Source organism: Emcibacter sp. (assembly GCF_963675455.1).
In the GTDB taxonomy this organism is placed as follows: domain Bacteria; phylum Pseudomonadota; class Alphaproteobacteria; order Sphingomonadales; family Emcibacteraceae; genus Emcibacter.
This window is the reverse complement of sequence record NZ_OY776217.1, coordinates 821,421-844,830: the sequence shown is the minus strand read 5'-3', so window position 1 is coordinate 844,830 and position 23,410 is coordinate 821,421. Positions and strand designations below refer to the sequence as shown.

At 57.8% G+C, this 23,410-nt stretch carries 18 protein-coding genes and 1 tRNA gene; 11 read left to right on the top strand and 8 right to left on the bottom strand.

Annotation, left to right across the window (positions count from 1 at the left end; all coding sequences use genetic code 11):
• Position 1 precedes the first annotated feature (1 nt).
• Positions 2 to 1,444 (bottom strand): NAD-dependent succinate-semialdehyde dehydrogenase, encoded by a 1,443-nt coding sequence (locus ACORNT_RS03885; RefSeq protein WP_321395563.1) that lies wholly within the window; start codon positions 1,442 to 1,444, stop codon positions 2 to 4.
• An 85-nt stretch (positions 1,445 to 1,529) separates the two neighbouring features.
• Complete coding sequence (locus ACORNT_RS03880) at positions 1,530 to 2,375, bottom strand: helix-turn-helix transcriptional regulator (protein WP_321395561.1); 846 nt, start codon at positions 2,373 to 2,375, stop codon at positions 1,530 to 1,532.
• A gap of 351 nt (positions 2,376 to 2,726) precedes the next feature.
• Here ACORNT_RS03880 and ACORNT_RS03875 point away from each other — a divergent pair, with 351 nt between their 5' ends.
• From ACORNT_RS03875 to ACORNT_RS03855, 5 genes are all read left to right on the top strand, one after another.
• Complete coding sequence (locus ACORNT_RS03875; protein ID WP_321395558.1) at positions 2,727 to 4,292, top strand: hydantoinase/oxoprolinase family protein; 1,566 nt, start codon at positions 2,727 to 2,729, stop codon at positions 4,290 to 4,292.
• The gene (locus ACORNT_RS03870; RefSeq protein ID WP_321395555.1) at positions 4,289 to 5,383 is read left to right on the top strand and encodes a DUF917 domain-containing protein; all 1,095 of its coding nucleotides are present in this window, start codon (positions 4,289 to 4,291) and stop codon (positions 5,381 to 5,383) included. The genes ACORNT_RS03875 and ACORNT_RS03870 overlap by 4 nt, the downstream gene beginning before the upstream one ends.
• A 51-nt stretch (positions 5,384 to 5,434) precedes the next feature.
• Positions 5,435 to 8,170: a LuxR C-terminal-related transcriptional regulator gene (locus ACORNT_RS03865; protein WP_321395553.1), complete on the top strand. Its 2,736-nt coding sequence runs from the start codon at positions 5,435 to 5,437 to the stop codon at positions 8,168 to 8,170.
• 181 nt (positions 8,171 to 8,351) lie between these two features.
• A complete protein-coding gene (locus ACORNT_RS03860) occupies positions 8,352 to 9,080 on the top strand; it encodes an aspartate/glutamate racemase family protein (RefSeq protein WP_321395551.1) in 729 nt (242 codons plus the stop codon).
• 300 nt (positions 9,081 to 9,380) lie between these two features.
• Positions 9,381 to 11,576 carry a TonB-dependent receptor gene (locus ACORNT_RS03855; RefSeq protein WP_321395549.1) on the top strand — a complete coding sequence of 732 codons (2,196 nt, stop codon included), beginning with the start codon at positions 9,381 to 9,383 and terminating at the stop codon, positions 11,574 to 11,576.
• 90 nt (positions 11,577 to 11,666) lie between these two features.
• Here the strand turns inward: ACORNT_RS03855 and ACORNT_RS03850 are convergent.
• The 5 genes from ACORNT_RS03850 to hemC all read right to left on the bottom strand — a co-directional run bounded on the left by ACORNT_RS03850 (position 11,667) and on the right by hemC (position 16,205).
• Positions 11,667 to 11,742 (bottom strand) — tRNA-Thr (locus ACORNT_RS03850).
• A 164-nt stretch (positions 11,743 to 11,906) separates the two neighbouring features.
• Positions 11,907 to 13,178 carry a heme biosynthesis protein HemY gene (locus tag ACORNT_RS03845; protein ID WP_321395547.1) on the bottom strand — a complete coding sequence of 424 codons (1,272 nt, stop codon included), beginning with the start codon at positions 13,176 to 13,178 and terminating at the stop codon, positions 11,907 to 11,909.
• Complete coding sequence (locus tag ACORNT_RS03840) at positions 13,175 to 14,512, bottom strand: hypothetical protein (RefSeq protein ID WP_321395545.1); 1,338 nt, start codon at positions 14,510 to 14,512, stop codon at positions 13,175 to 13,177. The genes ACORNT_RS03845 and ACORNT_RS03840 overlap by 4 nt, the downstream gene beginning before the upstream one ends.
• The gene (locus tag ACORNT_RS03835) at positions 14,509 to 15,240 is read right to left on the bottom strand and encodes a uroporphyrinogen-III synthase (RefSeq protein ID WP_321395543.1); all 732 of its coding nucleotides are present in this window, start codon (positions 15,238 to 15,240) and stop codon (positions 14,509 to 14,511) included. The genes ACORNT_RS03840 and ACORNT_RS03835 overlap by 4 nt, the downstream gene beginning before the upstream one ends.
• A gap of 5 nt (positions 15,241 to 15,245) precedes the next feature.
• Entirely contained in the window at positions 15,246 to 16,205 is a 960-nt protein-coding gene (hemC, locus tag ACORNT_RS03830) for a hydroxymethylbilane synthase (protein ID WP_321395541.1), read from the bottom strand.
• A 92-nt stretch (positions 16,206 to 16,297) separates the two neighbouring features.
• Here hemC and tsaD point away from each other — a divergent pair, with 92 nt between their 5' ends.
• The 6 genes from tsaD to ACORNT_RS03800 all read left to right on the top strand — a co-directional run bounded on the left by tsaD (position 16,298) and on the right by ACORNT_RS03800 (position 20,560).
• Positions 16,298 to 17,407: a tRNA (adenosine(37)-N6)-threonylcarbamoyltransferase complex transferase subunit TsaD gene (tsaD, locus tag ACORNT_RS03825; RefSeq protein WP_321395539.1), complete on the top strand. Its 1,110-nt coding sequence runs from the start codon at positions 16,298 to 16,300 to the stop codon at positions 17,405 to 17,407.
• A gap of 36 nt (positions 17,408 to 17,443) precedes the next feature.
• Positions 17,444 to 18,439 (top strand): NAD(P)H-dependent glycerol-3-phosphate dehydrogenase, encoded by a 996-nt coding sequence (locus tag ACORNT_RS03820; protein WP_321395537.1) that lies wholly within the window; start codon positions 17,444 to 17,446, stop codon positions 18,437 to 18,439.
• Positions 18,440 to 18,453: 14 nt separating this feature from the next.
• Entirely contained in the window at positions 18,454 to 18,747 is a 294-nt protein-coding gene (locus ACORNT_RS03815) for a YciI family protein (RefSeq protein WP_321395535.1), read from the top strand.
• Positions 18,747 to 19,142, top strand: coding sequence for a Rieske (2Fe-2S) protein (locus ACORNT_RS03810; RefSeq protein ID WP_321395533.1), 396 nt, complete (start codon positions 18,747 to 18,749; stop codon positions 19,140 to 19,142). Before ACORNT_RS03815 ends, ACORNT_RS03810 begins: the two co-directional genes overlap by 1 nt.
• Before the next feature lie 100 nt (positions 19,143 to 19,242).
• Entirely contained in the window at positions 19,243 to 19,902 is a 660-nt protein-coding gene (locus ACORNT_RS03805; protein ID WP_321395531.1) for a glutathione S-transferase family protein, read from the top strand.
• A gap of 28 nt (positions 19,903 to 19,930) precedes the next feature.
• Positions 19,931 to 20,560 (top strand): alpha/beta family hydrolase, encoded by a 630-nt coding sequence (locus ACORNT_RS03800; RefSeq protein ID WP_321395529.1) that lies wholly within the window; start codon positions 19,931 to 19,933, stop codon positions 20,558 to 20,560.
• On the opposite strand, the gene ACORNT_RS03795 is transcribed toward ACORNT_RS03800, so the two are convergent.
• On the bottom strand, positions 20,547 to 23,327 hold the full coding sequence (locus ACORNT_RS03795) for an ATP-dependent DNA helicase (RefSeq protein ID WP_321395527.1): 2,781 nt from the start codon (positions 23,325 to 23,327) through the stop codon (positions 20,547 to 20,549). The two genes, ACORNT_RS03800 and ACORNT_RS03795, sit on opposite strands and share 14 nt — an antisense overlap.
• Positions 23,328 to 23,410: the final 83 nt, after the last annotated feature.

Here is a 23,410-nt window from a genome sequence, read left to right as displayed (position 1 = left end):
GTCAGAGCCCTCCTATCAGGCAATATTTGATTTCTACATAATCGTCGATGCCGTAACGGGATCCTTCCCGTCCGATACCGCTCTCCTTGATGCCGCCGAAGGGGGCGACTTCCGTCGAGATAATTCCTTCGTTAATACCGACAATGCCGTATTCCAGGGCCTCGGCGACCCGGAATACACGGCCCAGATCGCGGGCATAGAAATAGGCGGCCAGACCGTAAGGCGTGTCATTGGCCATGCGGATCACCTCTTCCTCGTCCCGGAAACGGAACACCGGCGCTACCGGTCCAAAGATCTCCGCCCGTGAAATGTCGGCGCCATGTTCCAGATTGGCCAGAACGGTCGGTTCAAAGTAGTTTTCCCCGAAACCATGACGACTGCCGCCGATGGTGGCGGTACCGCCGGTGGCCAGCGAAGCCTGGACCAGTCCTTCGACCTTGTCGACGGCGGCCCGGTTGATCAGCGGTCCCACGGTGATGCCTTCCTCGGCACCGTCGCCCACTTTAAGGCCGCTCACGGCTTCGGTCAGTCTTTTGACAAATTCATCATAGACGCCGTCCTGCACATAAAAGCGGTTGGCGCAGACGCAGGTCTGGCCGGCATTGCGGTATTTGCTGGCCATGGCGCCCTGGATGGCGGCGTCCATATCCGCATCGTCAAAAACGATAAACGGCGCGTTGCCGCCAAGTTCCAGCGAAACCTTCTTTACGGTTCCGGCACACTGGGCGGCCAGAAGCTTGCCCACGGCCGTGGACCCGGTGAAGGTAAATTTGCGGACCGTCGGATGAGTGGTCAGAACCTTGCCGACGTCTGCCGGCCGGGCCGTGGTGACGATCTGCAGGACGCCCTCGGGAATACCGGCGTCACGGGCCAGCTTTTCCATGGCGAGGGCAGACAGCGGTGTAGCCTCGGCAGGTTTGACAATGGCGGTACAGCCGGCAGCCAGGGCCGGCGCGACCTTTCGGGTAATCATGGCATTGGGGAAATTCCAGGGCGTGATGGCGCTGATGACCCCGATCGGCTGTTTCAGCACCATGATCCGCTTGTCCGGTCCCTGGGCAGGCACCATGTCGCCGTAAAGGCGTTTGCCTTCCTCGGCGAACCATTCGATGAAGCTGGCGCCGTACGCTACCTCGCCGCGGGATTCGGGCAGCGGCTTGCCGCACTCTGCGGTGATAATCTGTGCCAGTTCTTCCTGGTGATCCATGATCAGCCTGTACCAGCGCATCAGAATGCCTGCCCGGTCCTTGGCGGTTCGTCTTGACCACTGTCGGAAGGCCTTATCAGCTTTCTCAATAGCCTGAATTGTATCCTGTTCATCCAGATCCGGAACCTGGGCGATGGTTTCGCCATTCGCGGGATTCAGAATTCCAAAAGTTCTCTGCTCCCGGCCGGTTACCGACGGAGCCTGGAGAACATCCCGAAGAAAGTCGGCATAATCCATAGTTCACCTCTTAAATTGAATTCACTCAGAGATGATCCTAGCGTCGACTGCGGGCGCGGTAAATACTCCCTTGGAAGTATGAAGGCTAAAGATAACGGGAAAGGGGATCTTCCTTTTCACCCGGCTCCATCGTCGACAGGGCGTCTATGAACAGGGAAAAAAGTTCGGAATGGGAGGAGATATCAAGTTTCTGGTATATGTGTTTGCGGTGAACCTTGATTGTTGTAGGCGAAATTTTGAGGCGTTCGGCTGTCGATTTGATGCTGTGACCCCGCAACAGATACTGGGTAATTTCGCTTTCCCGCTCTGTCAGAACAGAACGCCCGAAATTATTCATGGCGGCGATCATGTTGTCATGGAGGGTCTGTTTCATCTGGGACCCGACGGCCAGTGTCGGCTCGAGCTTGGTCCAGTAATCCGTTACGATGGCATCAATCAGCGGAAGAACCAATTCGAGCTGGTGAATATCCTGTTGATTAAATGACCGGTTATCCAGATTCCGGGACAGGGATATGGCCACCGTCCTGCCGTTCCCGACGGGCACAAAATAATTCACCTCGTCCCGAAGGCCGGCATATTTGAACCAGGTTTCATAATACTCGCTGTCGTAAAACCCTTCATGGGAGATATTCTCGAGATGGACAAGAGCCGTTTCCCCATAATGGCTGCTGAGCTGGAAAAACGGATCCAGAAGGTAATAGCCGGACAGATATTCATCCACATTCCGCTTTCGCAGGCCATGATCCGCGGCTTTATAGAGGAAAACCGGGGGCTGGTTTTCAGTATACACCATCATCAGAAGGCTGTCCGCACCGGACAGATACTTGAGCGCAGCGGTCAATGCCGGCAGCAGCTCTTCGGACTCCCGGGAGCCAAATATTTCCGCCAGATGACGATACCACTGGGGCGATGCAATCAACTCTTCATTCAAGTGCGGTTTCCTTAACATCCACCATTACTGTCTGTCGCCATCCTAACGGTGTCTGCGACAGGATACAATCTGGCATGAACCATTATCTCATATTCTTTATTTGCCGGCACCGAAAGCAAAAATAAAGCTTCCCGTGATCAAATCAGGCACCATCTTCCCGGCCGGCTGTTTTCGGCAAAGCCCTTCCGGTCATGATCCCGGAAAACTACCAATATTGATAGCATGAGTCCGGGGCGGTATAAATCCGGCTACTCCCTATATTTACCCCGACCTACCAATTATAGCTTTTGCCTTTAGCGCAGGCATTTCCCCATACTTGGAATGAGAGAATTCAGGTATGGAGCATGATGAATGAGACTTGGCGTAGACGTGGGCGGGACAAATACCGACGCAGTCCTGATGGACGGACGGAAGGTGGTTGCCACCCGGAAGACCCCCACAACCGGCAATGTAAGTGACGGGATCGTCAAGGCGATTACGTCGGTACTGGAACAGTCCGGCACGGCAGCGGAGGCCGTCAAATGTGTCATGATCGGTACTACACAGTTCACCAATGCCTTTGTGGAGCGCAAGCATCTGGTTCAGGTCGGGGTGATCCGGCTGGCGTTGCCGGCAAGCCGCGGAATTCCCCCATTGACCGACTGGCCCGAAGATATCCGGGATGTAATCGGGGATAACATGGAAATGGTCCGGGGCGGATATCAGTATGACGGCCGCCTGAACAGCGAATTTGATGAATTCGGGTTTCGCGCCGCCGCACGGCGCCTGAAGGACAAAGGACTCAGGGCAATTGCCGTTTCCGGCCTGTTTTCCCCGGTCAATAGCGAGATGGAGGAACTGGCAGAGCAGATTCTGCTGGAGGAAATACCCGACTGTACTGTCACGATTTCTTCCCGTATCGGCCGCATCGGCCTGATTGAACGGGAAAATGCCGCCGTCATGAATGCCAGCCTGGCCGATCTGTCGGTGCGGGTGGTCTCCTCCTTTCGCAAGGCGCTGGCCGACCTTGGAATCAGGGCGCCTTTTTTCGTCAGCCAGAATGACGGCACCCTGATGAAGGCAGAATTTGTCGAGAAATATCCGGTGCTGACCTTTGCGTCCGGACCGACCAACAGCATGCGGGGGGCGGCCTATCTGTCCGGCCTGGAAAATGCCCTGGTGGCCGATATCGGCGGCACGACCACGGACATTGGCATGCTGGTCAATGGTTTTCCACGAGAATCCTCCCTGACGGTGGATATCGGCGGGGTGCGGACCAATTTCCGCATGCCTGACGTTTTTGCCCTTGGCCTTGGGGGCGGGTCGCTGGTCACCAGGGATGACCATCCCAGGGTCGGCCCGCAATCGGTTGGCTATCGCCTGCCGGACGAGGCACTTGTCTTTGGCGGCAGGACCCTGACGGCCAGCGACATCGCCGTGGCGGCCGGTTATGCCGACATTGGCGATCCGGCCCGGGTCGCCGCCCTGGACAGCAAATTTGTCCTGCAGGTGGTAAATAAAATCCACGACATTGTCGCCGACGGCATTGACCGGATGAAAACCAGTGCGGAACCGGTTCCCCTGATCCTGGTTGGCGGTGGCGCCGTGCTGATCAACCGGGACATTCCGGGGACCAGCGAAACCATCATCCCGGACCATGCCGGTGTGGCCAACGCAATCGGCGCTTCCATCGCCCAGGTCGGCGGCGAAGTCGACAAGGTTTATTCCTATGACCAGGTTGGCCGGGACGCGGCCATGGCCGAGGCAAAGGAGGAGGCCATGCAAATGGCAGTGGAAGCCGGTGCCGATCCGCAAACCATCCAGGTGGTGGATGTGGAAGAGGTGCCTGTAGCCTATATTCCGGGTGGATCGGTGCGCCTGCGCATCAAAGTGGCCGGGGAACTGGATTTGGACAAAGTAACGAGGACAGAAGTATGAAACTGGAACTGACCGATCTGGAGGATTTCGCCCGGGGCGCGGCTTTTCTGGGAACCGGCGGTGGCGGCGATCCCTATATCGGCAAACTGCTGGCACAGCATGCCATTCGGGAATTCGGCATGCCGACAATCATCGAGCCTGATGAGCTGAAGGATGACGATCTTGTATTTGCCATCGCCATGCTCGGGGCACCGACGGTTCTTGTGGAAAAAGCAGCTTGCGGCGATGACATTGATCTGGCCATCGACAAGCTGGCGGAACGCCTGGGCCGTCGCCCGGACGCCCTGATCCCCATTGAAATCGGCGGCATCAATTCCACTGTGCCTGTTGTGGCTTCGGCCCGGACCGGCATTCCGCTGGTCAATGCCGACGGCATGGGGCGGGCCTTCCCGGAAGTTCAGATGGTGACCTTTAATGTCTATGGCCATCCGCCTACCCCCATGTCAGTAGTTGACGAGCACCTCAATGCGGTGGTGATTGACGCAAAAGACGCGAAAACTGCCGAGGATCTGGTGCGATCCGTGGCGATCCAGATGGGATTGAGTGTCATGACGGCCAACTATCCGGTGTCCGGTGAGGTGGTCAAGAAATATGCAGTCAAACATACCCTGACCCTGGCGCTGGAAATCGGCCAGGCGATAAAAAGGGGGCGTCGCGAGGGCAACCCGGTGGAAGTTCTGGCTGATTATCTCAGGTCCACGGACTATTACCGCCACTGTAAAATTCTCTATGACGGCAAGGTTACCGATATCAAACGGGAAACCGCCCGCGGTTTCTCCGTCGGCCATTGCCGCATTGATCCCCTGACCGGGACCGGCGAGGCGATGGAGATTGTTTTCCAGAATGAAAATCTGGCCGCCCGGATCAGCGGCAAAACCGTTGCCATGGTGCCGGATCTGATCTGCATCGTTGATCGTGAAACCGCTGAGCCGGTGCCGGTTGAGTCTCTGCGCTATGGTCAGCGGGTCAAGGTCATTGCCGCCAGTGTGCCGCCGATCATGCGCACGCCGGAGGCGCTGGCCACTTTCGGTCCCCGGTGTTTCGGCCTGGAAGAGGATTATGTCCCGATCGAGGAGATCGAAATGCCGTAACGGCAGAGGAGATGCAATTGACGGCTACAAGGCCCGTGATATAGTTGTGCCATGAGTAACGATGTTCCCCAGGTTCCGGTTGACCCGATCCCCTGGCTGGTTTCAGCCAAGGTTGTCCCGCCCAGAAAAAATTCGGTGCTGGCGGAACGGTCAGCCATACTTGACCGTCTCTCCGGGCATCAGGAAAGAAGGGCGACCATTCTGGAAGCACCGGGAGGCTTTGGCAAAAGCACGCTGCTTGCTCTTTGGCGCAGCAGGCTTCTGCAGACCGGTGACCGGGTCGCCTGGCTGACGCTGTGTGCGGAAGACACCGGCGGTACCCTGGTGACCTATCTGGCTTATGCCCTGCATATGGCGGGACTGGATGTCAGCAACACCGGACTGTTGGCCAACAACAATTCTGCCTCCGACGATAGTCTATATAATCTCAACCTGCTGATCGGCGCAATCCAGACTACCGGGGACAACTTCACCCTGATCCTGGATGATGTGGAATTTGTTGCGGAAGAAGAGGCCGTACAGGTTCTGAATGTGCTGTTCCGGCATGCACCGGAAAATCTCCATCTTGCTGTGGCCTTCCGGCGTAATCCCGGCCTGTTGCTGAGCAATCTGTTGCTGGACGGCGCCGCCATTCGGTTGACGGCCGAGGAAATGCGGTTTTCTGCCGAGGAAGTAGAGGCGTTCTTTGATCACACGCTGTCACAGGCCGACATGCAGACGGTGCTGGACCGCACCGAGGGCTGGCCGGTCGCCCTGCGTTTGATCAGGGGGGGGCGTGCCGGAGGTGGATTTGACATCGAACGAATCCGCCTGTTTTCCGGAGAACGCGGTCTGGCGGCTGAATATTTTGCGGAGCAGGTTTTTGCCCGTCTGTCCGAGTCTGAGCAGAAATTCCTGCTGGACGTCTCTGTTCTGGAATGGCTGGAAGTGCCGCTGATCGATGCCATACGGGAAACTGAAGATGCGGACCGGATGCTGGACGGGCTATCCCATCTCGAAGGCGTCATTGTTTCGCTGGATGCCCAGGAAGAAGTCTATCGCCTTCATGCCCTGTTTCGGGAGTTTTTGCTCAATACATTGCAGCGGGACGATATTCGCCGCTATATGGACCTTCAGCGGCGGGCGGCCAGAATTCTGGCCGACAAGGGACGCCTGTTGACGGCTTTGCGCCATGCCAACCTGGCCGGCGACAACCAGCTTTTCGGTGAAATTCTGGAGCAGGCCGGCGGGATCACGATCTGGTTCAGGGAAGGGATGACCCGGGTCTATCAGGCAGTGAAGCTGATGGATAACGAAATTCTGAAGCTGTTTCCGCGGATCGCCTTCCTCAAATGTGTTGTCCTGATGAAAGAGGGGCATATGAACGAGGCGCAGAGCCTATTTAACCGTCTGGAGGAAGAGACGGAGGGATTCCACAAGGACCGGGAAGGGGGCGATGATGCCGCTTTGTATCAGGAACATATTTTTGTGCGGTCGACCCTGGCGGCCTATGGCTGTCGTACCCTGGATGACGAGATGTTGTCTGTTCTGACGGATGAAAATCCCGAGCCGGGACACAGAGTGGCTGATGCCACCACATTGGCCCATCACAAAACCCTCTTGTGTCTGGCAAACCAGCAGAAGGCGGATTTTAAACGGGCCTGGCGGATTGGCCGGGAAGGGATCGAGCATTTCAAGCAGATCAATTCCATTTACGGCGAACTTTTCATGGATTTTCATTTCGGCAGTATCGCCATGGCACAGGGTGAACCCCATGATGCCGAAGCTCATTATGCCCGGGCCCAGAAATATGCCCGAAAATATTTCCCGCGTGATGGCGGAATTCAGCTGGTTGGCGATATATTGATGGCTGAACTGGATCTGGAGCGCAATCTGCTTAAGCGCCTCAAGCGGAAGCTCAACAATATCATCCAGCGCCTGCATGACAGCGAGGCCTGGTTTGATATCTATGCCGCCGCCTACAGCGTTGTGGTGGAAATGATCCTTGAAGAAGAGGGCGCAGAGGATGCCCAGGCATTTCTCAGGGAAGCTTTCGAGCGAGCGGAAGAGCAGGGGCTGACCAAAGTCTCTATTTTTCTGGCGGTGCAGCGCGTGGCCATACAGTTGTCCCAGGGACAGCTGGAACAGGCGGGCATAATGTATGAAAAATTTGCGTTGCCCCGCGAGGCGCATGAAATTTTTGACATGAGTAAATACAGCTGGCGGGAGGCGGAAATCATTGCAATAACGCTTCTTCAGCTGCATATCAGCGCGCGCGAGTTTGACGAGGGCAGGGCACTGCTGGCGGCCTTTCTCGAATTTACAGAACAGAAAAGTCTGGTCCGCAGCAGAATTCGGGCACTGGTTCTGGGTGCTGTACTGGAAAAAGCGGCGGGGCAGGGGGATATGGCTCTCGAGTTCGCCCGGCGGGCTGTGGAGCAGATCAAGTTCAATGATTATATCCGTCCGTTCGTTCGTTTCGCGGACCAGATCGGCAGCCTGCTGCACAGGCTGGCTGCAAATGCCGGGGATGAGGATATGAAGGTTCAGCTGGACAAGCTGATTGCCCAGTTGAAGATCGCCCGGGAGACAAGTGATGCCGGCGAATTTTTCAGCCACAGGGAGATAGAGATCCTGCGCGGCCTTGAACGGGGTTTCCAGGATAAGGTCATCGCCAAGGCGCTGAATGTCACGCCACACGCCGTAAGGTATCATCTGAAAAATATCTATGCCAAGACCAATGCCTCCAACCGCATCCAGGCCCTGAACAAGGCAAAAAAGATGGGGGCCTTTACCACACAGGGCTGATCGGCGGTGCCGGAACTATCTTTTTTGGTAGTGTCTGATACCGGCTATTCCATATCCAGACTACCTGTTTTTATAAGAAATCTACCCAAAGCTTTCTTTGCGGATCCGTCAGGGGAAATGTAATACTTCATTTTTTTGTAACAGTATTCCGGTGCCGGAAAAATCTATCAGGAGGAGTTTCATGACCAAAGTTATTCACATTGTCACGCCGATTATCACCCGCGGCATTCGCTCGCTGGATGATGTTGCGCCCCTTGCTGAAGACAATAACATCGAATTCCGCCACTCCCTGCTGGACAGGGGGCCGTCCTCTATCGAGAGTGAGTATGACGAGGCCCTGGCGATACCTGATACAATTGTCAAATGTGTCGAGGCGGAAAAGGCCGGTGCCGATGCCATTGTTATTGACTGCATGGGGGATCCCGGTCTGAAGCCGGCCCGTGAAATGGTGTCCATTCCGGTTCTGGGACCCGGGGAGAGCAGTATGCATACGGCGGCCATGCTGGGGCACAAATTTTCGGTAGTGACAGTGTTGGACAGTGTGGTGCCCATGCTGACCAATCTGGCAAAAATCTACGGAGTATCTGAAAAACTTGCCTCCATTCGATCCATCAATATGCCGGTTCTGGAAATTGAAAAGGATTTTGAAAAAACCCAATGCCTGCTGGCGGAGGCTTCTCTGGCGGCGGTGCGTGAAGACGGTGCCGATGCGATTGTGCTGGGTTGTACCGGTTTTCTGGGTTGTGCGGAAAAAATCACGGCTCTTCTGGAGAAGGAAGGATATGACATCCCGGTCATCGACCCGATCCCGCTGACGGTGATGCTGGCCTCGGCCCTGACCACCGTCGGCTTGTCTCACAGCAAGAAAACCTATGCGGTGCCGCGGGACAAGGAAATAGCAGGATATTGATATACCTGATGGGGATTGTAGAAGCCGGCGATCTTGCGCCGGCTTTTTGCATGGCTGTCCCGGAAAAAGCGCAGAATTCAGGCAAATAATATTTCAAAAACTACTAAAACAAGTAGCCTGATTTTTAGGGTGTTTTAATTGGCTCACTACTGCTTTTTCCCGCGGACTACCCGTATTCTTTGTTGAAGTGTGCGGGCTTCGGAAGGCAAGCTACTAGTCGAAGTCACAAAAGAAAAAGAAGTCATACAAAGAAATAAAGTGCCCCGAGGGGGCAGTAGTTCAGTTCAGGAGAGGAAAATTATGCCGACAACATCAACATTTTTGACCAGAGCGCTCATGTACTCCACCTGCGTGGCGACACTGGCCGTCACTTCAGCTCCGGCATTTGCCCAGGGACAGGAAGCAGACAGCACTTTCACGCTTGAAGAAATAGTCGTAACCGCCCGGAAGCGGGCCGAAAGCCTTCAGGAAACACCCATTGCCATTTCTGCTTTCTCTGCAGAAGCCCTGGAAGACCGGGGTGCCGGCAACATCAATGACGTGGCCGGCCTGGTGCCGAACCTGCAATATTCTTCCTCGGCGTCGGGTACCGTCGGGGCCTCATCCTTTGCCATTCGCGGCATCGGGCAGTCCGACTTTATCACCACAACCGAGCCCGGTGTCGGCGTCTATCTGGACGGCGTTTACCTTGCCCGCGTGACCGGTGCGGCCCTTGATCTGGCCGATGTGGAGCGGGTCGAGGTCCTGCGTGGTCCCCAGGGCACCCTGTTCGGCCGCAATACCATCGGCGGGGCTGTCAGCGTCATTACTGCCAAGCCGACCGGTGAACTGGGCGGCAAGGCGGAAGTGACCGTCGGCAACCATGCCCGGTTCAACGGCCGCTTCTCGGCGGATTTCCCGATCGTGAAAGATGTTCTTGCCGGCAAGGTATCTTTCCTCGCGAAAAACAGCGACGGCTACGGGTATGACAATGACCCGGCCGGCGGCGGCGGAAACCTCGGTGAAGAACGCGATGTGGCCGGTCGTGTGCAGTTGCTGTACACACCGAAGGACGATATGTCCTTCCTGCTGTCTGCCGATCACACCCGCCGACGTGGCACGGTGATGCCGCTCGGTCGTGTGGGTTATGTCCAGAATGCGGGCAATGCGGCCTTTGACGATGGCGGCACCAACTCCGTGATCCCCTATGATGACCCCAATCTGGTTCGGTATGATACTCCGGCAGATGATGAGCTGGATGTATATGGCGTGTCCCTGACCTCCGATTTTGGTCTGGGTAATATGGATCTGAAACTGATCACGGCTTACCGCGAACAGTCCGGCGTTTCCGGACAGGATTTTGACGGTGGATCCTCGCCGATCCTGAACCAGGTGATTGACAGTTCCCAGGACCAGTTCAGCCAGGAAATCCAGTTGACGGGCACCTCCTTTGATGACCGGCTGGAATGGCTTGTCGGGGCTTATTATTTCCGGGAAACCGGCCAGTTTGACCAGGACGTCGTTCTGGGTGGCGTGCCGATCCTTATCTATACCGGCAGCACCACGGATTCCTATGCCCTGTTTGCGCAAGGATCCTACAGCCTGACTGAAAAGCTGAGTGTGACCGCAGGGCTGCGCTGGACCAGCGAAAAGAAATCTGTGGACGTGGATACTTTCTTCGGTCCTTTTCAGCTTGTCGATGAAGTCCGGGACGAAACCTTCAGCGCCTTCTCTCCCAAGGTCAGTGTGGAATATCAGGCGACTGATGACGTGATGGTTTATGCCTCTGTCGGCCGCGGGTTCCGGTCCGGTGGCTTCAACGGCCGTCCCTTTTCACCAAACGACCTGTTTCCTTTCGATGAGGAAACAACCACAGCCTATGAAGTGGGCCTGAAATCCGACCTGATGGACCGGAAGCTGAGAATTAACGTTGCTGGTTTCTATACCGATTACAAGGATATCCAGCTGACCGCCACAACCCAGAATGACCTTGGACAGTTTGTTGTCCTGACGGCCAACGCGGGCAAGGCGGAAATCTATGGCATCGAGGCCGAGGTGCAGGCCATGCCGGTTGAAGGGCTGTTTGTTTACGGCGGCCTCGGTTATGCCAACAACGGCAATCTCGACCCGCAGACCGGCTTTACCTTTGACACCAGCGCCGGCAAGAATCTGCCGGGGGCGTCCGAATGGACCCTGAGCCTCGGCGGGGACTACCGCTTTGAGGTTGGTGACGACTGGATGGCCATGATCGGTGCCGACTATTCCTGGCGCAGCCGTTATGACCATCAGGCCAGCAACCAGACCGCGACTGTGGAAGAGGACGGCTACGGTCTTCTCAATGCCCGCCTGACTGTCGGGCCGGAGGATGAAAGCTGGAAGCTGACCTTCTACGGCAAGAACCTGACTGATGAAGTGTACCGGGTTTACGGCCAGGATTCCATGTCCAGCCAGGGGGTGGCAGTTGTCTGGTTCGGCCCGACCCGGGAGTATGGCGTCAAACTGGGATTTAATTTCTAGAAATAGGGGCCAGTAGTTGTATTGCCTCTGAAAGCCCCGGCTTCGGCCGGGGCATTTTTATGTCCGCATGGTCGCTTTTGCGTAGGGATATGGTGCCGCTGATAGGACTTGAACCTACGACCCACGCATTACGAATGCGTTGCTCTACCAACTGAGCTACAGCGGCCCGGGACGGCTGGTCCGGTGAAGAGTGGGTGTGTTTCCGCGCCAGGCACGAAAAGCACACCCTGGTTAAGCTTCATAACCGCCGGCCAAGTTAGCAGATTCCCTTGTCCGCTCAAGCGAAAAATCCGTTTTGCCGCGCTTTTTTACAGGTTGGGCAAAGCGAACTTACTCCACCCACTCGAGGCCGTCGAACTGGTCGCATTCCGGGCAGTTGCTGGTATAGTGCCGGGGCTGGTGTCCGCAGCTTGAACAGTGCCAGTGGCCGTCCCGTTTCGCGCCCAGCGCCTTTTCCATATATTTTTCAGCGGCGATCTGGTCCTTTTTCTGTTTCTGCTCGAGCCGGGCGTAGAGATTAAAGGTGCGGGCGGTGGCCCGGCCCGAGGTGACCAGCCGGTCGAGAGCCTTGCGTGCTTCCGGCCAGTGCTGGGCCTCGATGGCCTGGGCGGCCAGGAGGTGCAGGCTTTCCCGATGGTCCGGATTGAGCTTGACCAGTTGCTGGATGCGGCGCAGGCATTCGGTCGGGCTTTCCATTGGCTCAAGCTCGATAAACAGGCTGGCCAGTTCCGGGTGCGGGCCGCCTTTCCAGGCGGTTTCCAGAATTTTACGGGCGCGTCCGCCTTCCTTGCGGGACATCAGGATGCGGGCGGCAAGCTGGGCCGCCGGGGCAAAGCCCGGGTCTTTTTTCTGGGCCTCCAGGGCGAGGTCAAGGGCGTTGGCCCGCTGGCCGGAGACGTCGGCCTCGACGGCGCGAATATAGGATAGAAGGGCTTCGTAATGGGCGATTTCGGGCGCCTCCAGGACCTTGTTCTTGCGGGCGGTTCTGAGTGTATCGGCCGCCGCCTCCCATTTGCCGTGGTGGACCTCGATATCAAACAGCTTTTTCAGGATTTTCCGGTTGCCGGGGGCCAGCGCTGAAAGTTCCCGGGCGAGACTGAGGGCCAGTACATAATCTTCTTCCTCCATGGCCTCTTCCAGCAGGGTATAGAGGGCGAAGGGCGCCGTCGCCGGTTTGGCGCGCAGGTCTTCCAGAATGGCAATCCGGCGTTTTTCCGTTTCACAATGGCTGAGCAGCAGCAGCGGGCCGTTTTCGTGCGGCAGATCCGTTCTGGCCCGGCGGGCATGTCTCAGCGCCCCGTCCTTATCACCCAGCGCCCAGGCGGACCAGCCCCGGTCCAGTTCGCCGTGGCCCCGGCGTCGTCTGGCCGCCTGCCGTTCCGGTGAATTCAGCGGGTTGGCGTTCCTCAGGGCGCGCCAGAATCTGCACAACAGCCAAACGAATACAGTATAGAGGAGGCCAAGGGCAGTCAGGGTGGCAAAGGACATCCTGAGTTCCCAGTTGCGCCAGGTCAGCACCATGTCGCCGGGCTGGGCGACCATCCAGGCGGTGCCAAGGGCAACCAGCACGCCGAGAATGATATAGAAGGTCAGGCGGGTCATAGGCTGGTTTCCTCCGGCGCGGCACCCTGCCGGGCAGGGGCGTTATCGAGCAGGGTCTCGCCGGCGATTTTTTCAATCTCGGCCAGTGCCTCGCGGGAATTGAGCCACAGTTCCGCGTCAAACATCCAGTCCTTGAGAACTTTCTGCACCTGGTTGGGGAGTTTTTTCATCAGGGCCAGCGCATCCTCCAGATCGAGGGCATTGAGGTTTTCCTCAAGGCTGCGCAACAGGCTGTCAAAGGTTTCCTCGCCTGCGGCATCCTTGTCCCGGATGGTGATCAGATTTCTAAAACTGTCTTTCACCTTTTGCCACCAGCCGGCATCCGCCGTGGTTTGTTCGGCCCGGATCAGGGCCGGGATCAGACCTTCAAATTTCTCCCGCAGCTCCACCGCATTGGTCAGGCCCTGTTGTGCCTGTTCCTCGAGGGTTGCCAGCGCCCGCTGCAGGGCCGGATTGCCGGCGAGTGTGCTGCCGGCAAGCTGGTTTTTGAAATTTTCCAGCTCTTTTGCATAAGCCGCGCCAGAGACAACTTTATCCCGAAGCCGGCTCAGGCTGAAGGCCAGGGAAGCGCCCCGGTTGCCCCGTGCGGCAAAGGCTTCCACCTGTGCCAGACGACTTTCCAGCTGGGACAGAAGATCATTCTGATGGGTGTTTTCTGCAAAGAGCCGGGCACGTTCTTCGGCCGCCTCCCGGGCCTCTATCAGGTTTTTGCTGAGCGGCACAAAGGAGGCTTCAAGTTGGCTCATACGACCAAGCAGCATGTCGATGCGGGCGGCCTGGGACAGGTCCTGTTCCGCTTCGGGGCGGTTTTCCTGTATCACAGGGCGTTGTTCAAGCTGTTCGATCCGGGCCAGAAGCTCTGCGGACGGGGCCGCGCCGCCAGCCTGCGCGAGGTCCTGCAGCCTGAGGTTCAGGTTGCGTGACTTTTCCTCCAGCGCGGCAATGGCCTGGTCCTGGCGATCAAGGCGTTTTTCAACATCGGCCAGAACCGTTAAGTCCGCCGGCAGGCCCGGCGTCGCTGCCGGGCTGTGGCCGGTCCATTGGGTAATTACCGGCAGGCGGTCTTCAAGCCAGGGCAGGAAATAAAGGGTAACGGCCCCGCCGGCCAGGAAAAGCAGCAGCAGGAGAAGAATTCTCAGCGACCAGTTGGCTTTGCCGCCCGGTTTTGCGGAGGGCTTCTCGACAGATGGTTTCGCCGGGCCGTTTTGCCCCGCGACGGACGCAGGGGCCGGTTTGGCAGCGGCGGCAGGCCCGGTGCCGGTTTCGGTTTTTTTCCCGTTATCCTTTGTCCCCATGTCTGGCTTCTCTGGGGAATTATTGTCGGCTGTGGTCATGATGATTTTTCCTCAAGCTCAATATTTATATCCCGGAACAGGCTGTGCTGGTTCGGTTCGGGCGCCACCCGTATTTCCTTCCATGCAACTGACTTTATCACATCCATTATGGCATCACTAAGACAAAGCGCCTTGATCTGTTTCAATGGGTGCTCCCGTCCCGCCTGTCGGACCAGATCCACAAAGATGCGGGCCGTGCGGGGGGAGAAAAAGGTAATGGCATCGATTCTCCCCTGATCCAACATTTCCAGAGTTGGGTTCGAAAGTTGGTCTGCCCTGATTGCCTCATAGAGTTGCCAGCGGTCAACGGAAAAACCAACTTTTTGCAGTAACTTTGCAAGGTCGCCTGCAACAACTGTGCCGGCCACATGTAATAGCGGCCGGTTTTTATCCAGTTCCGGGTCGCAGGCGATCAATTGAGACAACTTTTCCACATCCCGGCTGCTGGATTTGATGTCTGTGAAGCCGGCAAGACGGGCTTCCGCGGCGGTGGCGGGGCCGACCGCATAAACCGGCAGGATGACGTCCGGGAAATGGTGACGGAAGGCGCGTACGCCATTGGCACTGGTGAAAATCACGGCCTGGTAGCCGGACGGATCCTTTGGCGGATCAAAAGCCAGGACGCGGATGTCCATCATCGGCTCGATCATTGCCTGATGTCCCGCTGCTTCCAGCATCTGTGCCAGTTTTGTGCTGTCTTCCAGAGGACGTGTCAGCAGAAACCTCATGACGATCAGGTCCCGCTCGCGGCCATAAGTTTGTCGTAGAAGGCTTTACCGGCTGTCTCCTTCATCCGGCGTCCCAGTATGCGGCCGATGTTCTCGGCCTCGCCGGCGGAACCTTCCTCCCGGTCTTCGTAAACTTCACTGCCGTCCAGGTCGAGCAGGCGGCCGCGTAACAGAAGCCTGCCGCCATCAAGGGTGGCAAGGCCGGCGATGGGGGTGCGGCAGGAGCCGTCCAGTTCGTTGAGAAAGGCCCGTTCCGCCACCACCTGTTGCTCGGTGGGCGGATGATTGAGCGGGCTGACAAGAGCCATGGCCCGGGCATTATTTATGGCAATTTCGATGCAGATGGCGCCCTGGGCGACGGCGGGCAGCAGTTCGCCGATGGCCAGCGGATGCACCCGCCCGTCTTCCAGCGCCAGCCGGTTGAGCCCGGCCATGGCAAGGAAAGTGGCGTCTACTTCGCCGGCCTCCAGTTTGCGCAAACGGCTTTGGACGTTGCCGCGGAAGGTCACCACTTTGAGGTCGGGCCTGAGGGCCAGGGTCTGGGCCTGGCGGCGCAGGGAGGCGGTGCCGACAACGGCGCCGGCCGGCAGTTCCATCAGGCTTGCAGCCTTTGATGAGATAAAGGCATCGCGCACATCCTCCCGCTCGAGATAGGCGGCAAGCTCCAGCCCCTCCGGCAGTTCGGTTGGCATATCCTTGAGGCTGTGCACGGCCAGGTCAATTTCCCCGGCCAGCAGGGCGGCCTCGATTTCCTCGGTAAACAGGCCCTTGCCGCCGATCTCCGCCAGCGGCCGGTCGAGGATGCGATCGCCCCGGGTCGACATAACCACAATTTCGATCTGCGCTTCGTTCAGTTCCGGATGGGCGGCAAGAAGCCGGCCTTTTGTTTCATGGGCCTGGGCCAGGGCAAGCTGGCTGCCCCGGGTGCCGATACGGATGTTTTTATTTCCAAGCTTTTCTTGCACGGATCATTCCCGGATGTTAGAGCCTTTTTTCTTGGGGCCAAACGCCTTATATAGGTGTTTGTAGGATATAATCCAAAGCAGTACCAGTGGAAATGGCAATAAACAATCCGGAAAATTCCGACCAGAAAACTCCCCCGGCATCCCCCCTCGTCTTGGGGCTGGAGACCAGCTGTGACGAGACGGCGGCGGCGGTGGTCGACGGCAAGGGCCGGATCCTGTCCAATGTGGTGATGTCCCAGCTGGACGAACACCGCCCTTATGGCGGGGTGGTGCCGGAAATTGCCGCCCGCTCCCATATCGATCATCTGGATGACATTATTACCGAGGCCCTGCAGATGGCCGGAATCGAATTTTCAGAACTGGATGCCGTGGCGGCGACCTCTGGACCCGGCCTGATCGGCGGAGTCATGGTCGGCCTGATGACCGGCAAGGCCATCGCCAGCGCCTGCGATATTCCTTTCATGGGCATCAACCATCTGGAGGGGCATGCACTTTCGGTGCGTCTCAATGACGCGGTGGCTTTTCCCTATCTGCTGCTGCTGGTGTCCGGCGGCCATTGCCAGCTACAGGTGGTCAGGGGTGTGGGCCGGTATGAACGGCTCGGCACCACCATTGACGATGCGGCCGGTGAGGCTTTTGACAAGACCGCCAAGCTTCTGGGGCTGGATTATCCAGGCGGTCCGGCGGTTGAGAAGGCGGCCCTCAAGGGCACAGCCGGACGTTTCAGCCTGCCCCGGCCGCTGAAAGGGCGGCCCGACTGCAATTTCTCTTTTTCCGGTCTCAAGACCGCCGTGCGCCGCGAGGTCGAAAAGCTGGGCCAGGAAATTACCCAGCAGGATGTTTATGACCTGGCAGCCGATTTCCAGCTTGCCCTGACCGAGGCCATTATCGACCGGGTGGGACGGGCGCTGGATATTTATCTTGAACAATATCAGGCGGAACAGCATATTCTGGTTGTGGCCGGTGGTGTCGCCGCCAACACATATCTGCGCAAGGGTCTCGAAGCGGCCTGCGGACAACGCGGCGTTTCCCTTGTTGCCCCGCCGCCAGCGCTTTGTACTGATAATGGCGCCATGATTGCCTGGGCCGGGGTGGAGCGCCTGCGTCTTGGACAGGTCGACGATCTGTCGGTGGGGGCAAAAGCCCGCTGGCCACTTGATCCGGATGCCCCGGCCGTTATCGGGGCCGGTGTGAAAGCCTGAGTAACAGACAAAAACAATAATAAAGGAAGTCATCAGATGGGAAAAATTGCAGTTGTCGGCGCCGGTGCCTGGGGCACAGCACTCGCCATTACGGCGGCCCGGTCAGGTCATGACGTGATACTCTGGGCGCGGGAGCCGGAAGTGGTGGCGACTGTCAATCAGGACCGGGTGAACAGCCTTTTTCTGCCGGATGTAAAAATGCCGTCAAATATTACGGCGGTGAACAGCTATGAACAACTGGGCACTCCCGACTTTCTGCTGATGGTGGCGCCGGCCCAGTTTGTCCGCCATGTGGCCGGAGACCTCAGGAATCATCTTAAGGAAAGCGTGCCTGTGGTGCTCTGTTCCAAGGGCATCGAGCAATCAACCGGCAAGCTGATGAGTGACGTCATGGCCGAGATGATGCCCAAGAATCCCCTGGCGGTGCTGTCCGGCCCGAGCTTTGCCGGTGAAGCCGCCCGCGGCCTGCCGACGGCGGTGACCATCGCCTCCAAATACCAGAAACTTGCGCATTCTCTGGCCGAGGCCATCGGCCAGCCCACCTTCCGGCCCTATCTGTCCCGGGATGTGATCGGGGCCGAGATCGGCGGCGCGGTCAAGAATGTATTCGCCATTGCCTGTGGTGTGGTGGCCGGCAAAAACCTGGGCGAAAACGCCCGGGCCGCCCTGATTACCCGCTCGCTGGCGGAAATGGTCCGTTTCGGGGAAAGCCGGGGGGCGGATCCCGAAACCATGGTCGGCCTGTCCGGTCTTGGCGACCTGATGCTGACCTGCTCCTCGCCGCAGTCCCGCAATATGTCTCTGGGCATGGCGCTGGGACAAGGAAAGGATATCTCGGAGGTGATGGACAACCGCAAAACCGTTGCCGAAGGTTATCATACCTCGGAAATCCTGCACCGGATCGCCAGCGAAGAGAAAATTGACATGCCTATCGCCCGGGCGGTTTATGATTTGCTGCATGGGGACAAGAATGTGGATGAGGTGATTGCGGAACTGCTCAGCCGCCCCATCAGCAAAGAAGAAATGTTCTGATAAGGGGAAATAAAATGCATTTTGTCATTCTGGCCTATGACAAGGCCGACAGCCTGGATCTTCGCATGTCCGTGCGTTCCGACCATCTGGCCTATGCGGAAAAGTCCGGCGTTGTAAAGTTGGCTGGCCCGATTTTAACCGAAGAAGACGAGCCCAAACCCCGGGGCAGCATGATTGTGATCGATGTTCATAACCAGGCCGCGGCGCAAAATTTTGCCGATAATGATCCCTATGCCAAGGCCGGTCTGTTTGACAAGGTTCGGATCCTGCCGTTCAACCCGGTGCTGGGAACCTGGCTGGAAGGTTGATGTCAGGCGGCCAGGACTTTGATATCTGGGATATCTGGCTGCCGGACGTGGCAAACGGTCCGGAAAAAGGCCATGTGCTTTGTGCGCTGGAAGATATCGGGGACGGCAAGGGGCTGGAATTTACCTTTGGAACCGAGAAGGAACCTTTTGAGTTCTTTGTTTATCGCCGGAAAAATGAGGTCTTTGCCTATCAGAACGCCTGTCCGCATATGTATGTGCCGTTGAATCTTAAAGAAGGCGTATTCACGGAAAAAAGCGGACAATATTTCCTGTGTAATTTTCACGGCGCCCTGTTCCAGATTGATGACGGCAAATGTATGGCCGGTCCCTGCCGCGGCCGGTCCCTGCGGTCCGTGGCGGTGGGGATTGAAGACGGCAAGGTTATCGTTCTCTGATTGTCTTTTGGGGGCGATCATCTTTTTGTGAGGTCGTTGACCTGATATCATCTGCTCCCAGATAAAAGAGCCAGAACCACAAAATTCAAAGGAATTTCCCATGATCGACCTTTATACGGCCGCCACGCCAAACGGATACAAGATTTCCATTGCTCTGGAGGAGCTCGGGCTTCCCTACACTGTTCATGTGCTGGACTTCGGCAAGAATGAACAAAAATCACCGGAATATCTGAAGATTAATCCCAATGGCCGGGTGCCGGCCATTGTCGACCGGGGCAACAATGACCTGGCCATATTCGAGTCCGGCGCCATTCTGCTTTATCTGGCGGAAAAGTCCGGCAAGCTGATGCCCAGGGATGAAAAAGGCCGTTACGAAGCGATGCAGTGGTTGATGTTCCAGATGAGCGGTATTGGTCCCATGCAGGGCCAGGCTAATGTCTTTTATCGCTATTTTCCGGAAAAAATCCAGCCCGCCATCGACCGCTACCAGAAGGAAACACTCCGGCTGTACGGCGTTCTGGAAGGCCAGCTTGAGGGTCGGGATTATATCTGCGGCGACTTTACCATTGTGGACATCGCCACCTGGGTCTGGGTGCGTTCCTATGCCTGGGCAGGGCTCGAGATTGGCCAATTCCCGAACCTTTCAGCCTGGATCGACAGGCTGGCCGCCCGTCCGTCCTTTGCCAAAGGCGTGACCATCCCGCCCCGGGCCGAGGAAGGGGAAACCCTCAAAACCGGCGCAAGTATGATTGTAAAATAAAACATGATCGTGAAATAAGGAACGATATATGGAAAGCATCGCCGACCTGCCGGTGCTGTGGAACGGACCGGAAGACGCCTCCATCCTTATCATTCTCGCCCATGGTGCGGGAGCGCCAATGGACAGCCCTTTTATGGACTATTTTGCGGAGAAGCTGGCGGAGAATGGTTTACGTGTCCTGCGCTTTGAATTTCCCTATATGGCCGAGCGGCGCGAAACCGGCAAGAAACGCCCGCCGGATCGCCAGCCGAAACTGTTGACGTCATGGCGTCAGGTCTTTGAAGGCACTGGATTTACAGGCAAAATCTATATCGGCGGCAAGAGCATGGGCGGCCGGATGGCAAGCCTGATCGCCGATGAGCTTTCCCCCGCCGGCCTGATCTGCCTCGGTTATCCCTTCTATGCGCCGGGCAAGCCGGACAAGCCGCGGACCGATCACCTGAGGGACCTGAAGACGCCGTCCCTGATCCTGCAGGGGGAACGGGACGCCATGGGTAACCGGGAGGCGGTGGCAGGATATGATCTTTCCGATAAGATTACTATCGAATGGCTGGATGACGGCAATCACGATCTTGTCCCGCGCAAGGCCAGTGGCCTCACTGCCGAGGACAATTGGGACCGGGCTATCCACAGGATTGTCGACTTCACGTCTCGCTAAGAAACTCTTTTGTTTTTTGAATGGCCTCGGCAAGACCGATCCGCTCCACTTCCACTCCTTCCGGGAACGCACTCAGCAATCTTGACGGCGTCGCCCCGTCCAGCATGACAAACACGCCGCGGTCGCTTTGCCGCCGGATCAGGCGGCCATAGGCCTGCTTCAGGCGTAGCCGGGTGATCAGGTCGTCATAGGACTGACCGCCGAAGCGTTTGCGGCGCGCCTTGTGCAGCAATGTGGGACGCGGCCAGGGTACCTTGTCGAACACACAGAGCCTGAGCGACGGTCCCGGCACATCCATGCCGTCACGGACCGCATCGGTGCCCAGCAGGCAGCTGTGCTCCACCTCCCGGAAAATGTCCACCAGGGTTGCCACATTGATGGGGTCGATATGCTGGGCATAAAGCGGCAGTCCCTCATCTTCCAGCGGTCCGGCCAGACGCTGGTAAACCCCGCGCAGGCGGCTGATGGCGGTAAACAGGCCGAGCGCCCCGCCGCCCGCAGCGAGAAACAGCTCCCGGTAGGCGGCGGCAAGCTGGTCAAGGCTGCGCTTGTTCATGTCATTGACGATGAAAATGCGGCTCTGGGCCGGATAATCGAACGGGGAATTGAGGCTCTGGCGCAACGGCGGGCTGATCAGGTGGGCGGCGCCTGTGCGCACCTCGGCCGTATGCCATTCCACATCCGGATTGTGATTTTCCGTCAACCGGTCCCGGAGCGTGGCCGAGGTGATCATGGACCCCTGGGCGCTTTTCAGCACGGTGCTGGCGAACGGCAGGCTGGGATCCACCCAGTGGCGGTAAAAACCCACATTGACTTCCCGGCCGCCCTGGCGGTCCAGCTCAAACCAGTCGATAAACTCCTCATCCGGCGCCTTGTGGCCAGCCAGCACATCAAGCATGGGGATCCAGCCGAATTCAATAGTTTCCCGTCGCCGGCTGATGCTCTGGCTCAGGGATTCCAGCCGGTTGCGGCTGGCGCTGTCCAGTTCGTCTGCTTCCTGGTCCAGTTTTTTGAGCAGTCGGGCGCTCAGGCCCTTCATCGGCGTGACCAGGGCTTTCAGGGACTGTTGCAAAGCTTCGGCCGCTTCCGGCAGGCCTTCCACAGGTGGCATGGGGGGGCATTCGATGGAATGGAATTCCTCACGACTTCCGTTGCGGGCATAGAGTTGCTGGCGTATCGCGGCGAGGAAATGTTCCGCCGGGCCAAAGGGGGATCCGTCAATGAGCCGTCCATGCCAGCCGTCGGCCGGCAGGCAGCGGGCCGCATGGATCACTTCCTGCAACAGGCTCCTTGCTTCGTCGTCACCTGCAACCAGTTCCTCGAGACGTCCTTCCAGGCCCCGGCCGCGGCGTTTTGAATTTTCCGCACCCCGGACCCAGCGTCGCAGATCGAGGCCTTCCTGACCGGACAGATGGGCGGAAAAGGCGCTGTCAGCGGCATCAAAGATATGATGACCTTCATCAAAGATATAGCGGCTGGGCAGGTCCGGGTCCTTGACGGACTCCAGTTTACCGTCCTTGTTGACGGCGGTGCGGGTTGCCGCCTGTATCATCACCAGGGCATGGTTGGCGATCACCAGCGAGGCTTTGCGGGACCGGCGGCGGGATTTTTCAATGAAGCATCTTTTATAGTGGGCGCAGGCGGCATAGATACATTCGCCGCGCCGGTCGGTTAGTTGCGCCAAACGACTTTGTCCGAAATGTTCGCCCAGCCAGCTTGGGAAATCTCCCCCGATCATATCACCGTCCCGGCTGTATCGGGCCCAGCGCTGGACCAGGCCAAGCAGGATGCGGCCTTCATTCTGGGTGGCCGACTGGGACAGTTCCTGCAGGTTCAGCAGGCACAGGTAATTTTCCCGTCCCTTGCGGATTACCGCTTTGCGGGCCTTGGTGGCTGGATCCGGGTAAAGCCGGTCCAGTTCCTGGTCCAGCTGCCGCTGCAGGTTCTTGGTATAGGTGGATATCCACACGGTGCCGTCGTTTTTCTCGGCCCACAGGCTGGCCGGCGCGATATAGCCCAGGGTTTTGCCGATGCCGGTGCCCGCCTCGGCCAGCACAACAACCGGTTCTTCAGCGGTTTCCGGCGGATCAAACGTATGGGCGGCCAGCGCGGTATAGTCTTTCTGGCTTTCCCGTTGTTCGGCATTTGCCCCGATCAGCGCGCCAAGGCGTTCGATGGCTTCTTCCCGGCCCACGGGTTCTGTGCCGGGCGGGGCGGGCGGGGCCTCTTCCTCCCATTCCGGCAGATGATCCCAGACCCGCCATTCTGTTGCAGTCTCTGAGGATTTCAGGGCGCCGAGGATCAGCGGGCCCCAGCTCCAGCCGGCCTCGGCCATCTGCCGGGCCTGGGCGAGGAGTCCCTCGGGGTACGGGTAATTTGGCGCGGCAATTTCCCGGATCAGCCGGCGGGCCGCCTCGATCAGGATCAGGCCTTCATCCTCAAGACTGTGGTCTGCGATCTCTATTTTCAGGGCCCGGGCCAGACCGCGGGGCAGCGGCAGGCAGAATTGTGCCGGTCGGACAAAGGCAAAAAGCTCAAGAACGTCGAGCGCCTTCTGACCGGCCATGCCGAGCCGCCGGGCAATAACCGGAGGGTTGCAGATGAGAAAAGCCTGACCACGGATTTTGCGCCTTAAGGCTCCATGGTCATATTCCTCCACTTCCCCGTCCGGAGAAATGATCACCCCATGGGTGGGCCCGGCGACCAGGGCGCTGGTGCGGCTGAGGACTTCCTCGGGATTGGGGAATGACATGAGACTGTCAGTCATGGGCTAAAATGGCCTGAATGTTCCGGTTTTGTTTCATTCACTATAGACAGCTATAGTGAAAGGCAAAAGCTTTTTAACGGGGA